This is a genomic window from Trebonia sp. (assembly GCF_049794275.1).
Lineage (GTDB): Bacteria > Actinomycetota > Actinomycetes > Streptosporangiales > Streptosporangiaceae > Trebonia.
In genome coordinates, this window is the sequence record NZ_JBARCR010000801.1 from 1 (window position 1) to 2,390 (window position 2,390).

Here is a 2,390-nt window from a genome sequence, read left to right on the forward strand (position 1 = left end):
GGCGAGGTCCGCGCCGCGGTCAGGGGCGACGGCGGCGACCCGGGCGAAGCCGGCGCCGCGCAGACGGCGCTGGTCGCGCTTGAGGAGCTGACGGCGACCGCCGACCGGATGATCACCGCCTTCGAGCTGCCGGTCGAAGAGCGGGACGAGGTGGTCTGGCTGGAGCGCCCGCCGGACGACGCCGACTCCTCGCGCCCCTCGACGCTGCACGTGGCGCCGCTCGAGGTCGGAGAGCTGCTGGCCGAGTCGCTGTTCGCGACCAGGACTGTGATCCTCACGTCGGCGACGCTCACGCTGGGCGGCTCGTTCGGGCCGCTCGCCATCCAGTGGGGGCTCGACGTGAACTCGATGGGCAGCGAGTGGTCGGGCATCGACGTCGGGTCCCCGTTCGCGCACGGCCGCAGCGGGATCCTGTACGTCGCGCGGCACCTGCCGCCGCCGGGGCGGGACGGCCTGCCGCAGCCCTATCTCGACGAGCTGCGGGAGCTAATCGAGGCGGCCGACGGACGGACGCTCGGGCTGTTCTCCTCGATGCGGGCGGCACGGGCGGCGGCCGCCGCGCTGCGCGAGACGCTGCCGTTCCCGCTGCTGTGCCAGGGCGAAGACGCGACAGGGCAGCTGATCAAGCAGTTCGCCGCCGACGAGCCCACGTGCCTGTTCGGCACGCTGTCCCTGTGGCAGGGGGTGGACGTGCCCGGGCCGTCGCTGCGGCTGGTGGTCATCGACCGGATCCCGTTCCCCCGGCCGGACGACCCGCTAGCCTCCGCGCGGACGCGGGCCATCGAGGGCCGCGGCGGCAACGGGTTCATGCAGGTCTCCGCGTCGCACGCAGCGCTGCTGCTGGCCCAGGGCGCCGGACGGCTGCTGCGGACGACCGAGGACAGGGGCGTGGTCGCCGTGCTCGACCCGCGGCTGGTCACCAAGCGCTACGGCGATTTCCTGCGCGCGTCGCTGCCGCCGTTCTGGCAGACCACCGACCCGCAGGTGGTCCGCGGCGCGCTGCGCCGCCTGGCGGCCAGCTAAAGGCCGGTTAACCGACCAGGTCGAGCGCGTCGAACTGGTGGCGCTCCCACAGGTGCATGGACGCCTCCTCCGGGTACGGCGCGATGTCCGGCTGCAGGTCGTAGACGCGGGTCGTCCTGCGCTCGGTGCCGTACACCGGCCATCCTGGCTCGCCGCACTCGGCGAAGCGCAGCCATTCGCTGCGCATCAGGTCACCGAGCGCGCGGAACTCCTCCGGCGGCTGGTCGCCGATCAGCGCCACCCCGAGCGACCCGGGATCGCCGAACACCAGCGGCACGTCCAGCGCGTGGCAGGCGCCGAACACTCCCCCACTGCCGGGCGCCTCCGCGCGCAGTTCGTAGAGGAAGGTCCTGCCGCCTGAGGCGGCGTGCGCCTGCGCCAGGTGCAGCGTCGGCATCCGGAACAGCCAGTCGGAGAACACCAGCTCGAACATCTGCCCGGCGTCCGCGCCGGGGTACGCCTTCCGGTACCCGGCGGCCCCGTCCGGGGCCGGCGCGAAGGCGTCGAGTACCGTCGCCGCGTCCGCTTCTGTGATGTTGCCTGCCCGCCCGGACATCGCGATGAACAGCCGGTACTCGTCCCTGTTGTGCCCGGTGAGCAACTCGACGTCGCGCGCCACGCCGGACAGCAGCGCCCGCCACGGCGCGCGGGGCAGCACCTCGCCGTCGACGACCGGGGAGAACGGAGTATCGCTGAGCCGCACCGCGCCCCACCGGGGGAACTCCCTCATCCGCGCGGCGACCGACTGCTGCGCCGCGACCAGGCGCACCGGATCCGTCTGGGTGAGCGCCTCAAAGCTGGGGGCGACACCGGCCGCCGCCGCGATCGCGTCCGTGATGTCGGCCGCCAGGCCCGGGCTGAATACCGTCCCCGGCACGCTCTGCGCGACCGCCCGCCTGAACAGGCCGCTGGCCTGGTCCATCGCGAGCAGCGCGGAGATCACCCCGGCGCCGGCCGACTCGCCGAACACGGTCACGTTGGCCGGATCGCCGCCGAACCGCTCGACGTTGTCCCGCACCCACCGCAGCGCCGCCACCGCGTCGAGCAGGCCGCGGTTCGCCGGGGCGCCGGGGATCTGCGCGAACCCCTCCACGCCCAGCCGGTAGTTGCAGGAGACGAAGACGGCCCCGGCCCGCGCGAACCTGCTGCCGTCGTAGCCATCATCGGCCGCCGAGCCGAACAGGTACGCGCCGCCGTGAATCCAGACGAGCACCGGCAGCGTCTTGGCGGCCACGTCCGGCGTCCACACGTTCAGGGTGAGCCAGTCGCCGGTGTCCTCCGAGGCGGGCTCGGCCGGCATGCCGGGGAACGGGGCCTGCGGCGCCCGCGGGCCGAAGGCGGTGGCGTCGCGGACGCCTTCCCACGGT

2 protein-coding genes are annotated in these 2,390 nt (G+C 74.0%); one reads left to right on the forward strand and one right to left on the reverse strand.

Annotated elements, in window-relative coordinates; genetic code table 11:
- On the forward strand, window positions 1-1,023 hold a 1,023-nt coding region (locus tag WA805_RS20965; protein WP_422286110.1), incomplete at its 5' end, for an ATP-dependent DNA helicase.
- A 7-nt stretch (window positions 1,024-1,030) separates the two neighbouring features.
- Here WA805_RS20965 and WA805_RS20970 read toward each other — a convergent pair.
- Window positions 1,031-2,390 (reverse strand): carboxylesterase/lipase family protein (locus tag WA805_RS20970; RefSeq protein ID WP_425243173.1); only part of this gene is annotated, 1,360 nt, incomplete at its 5' end.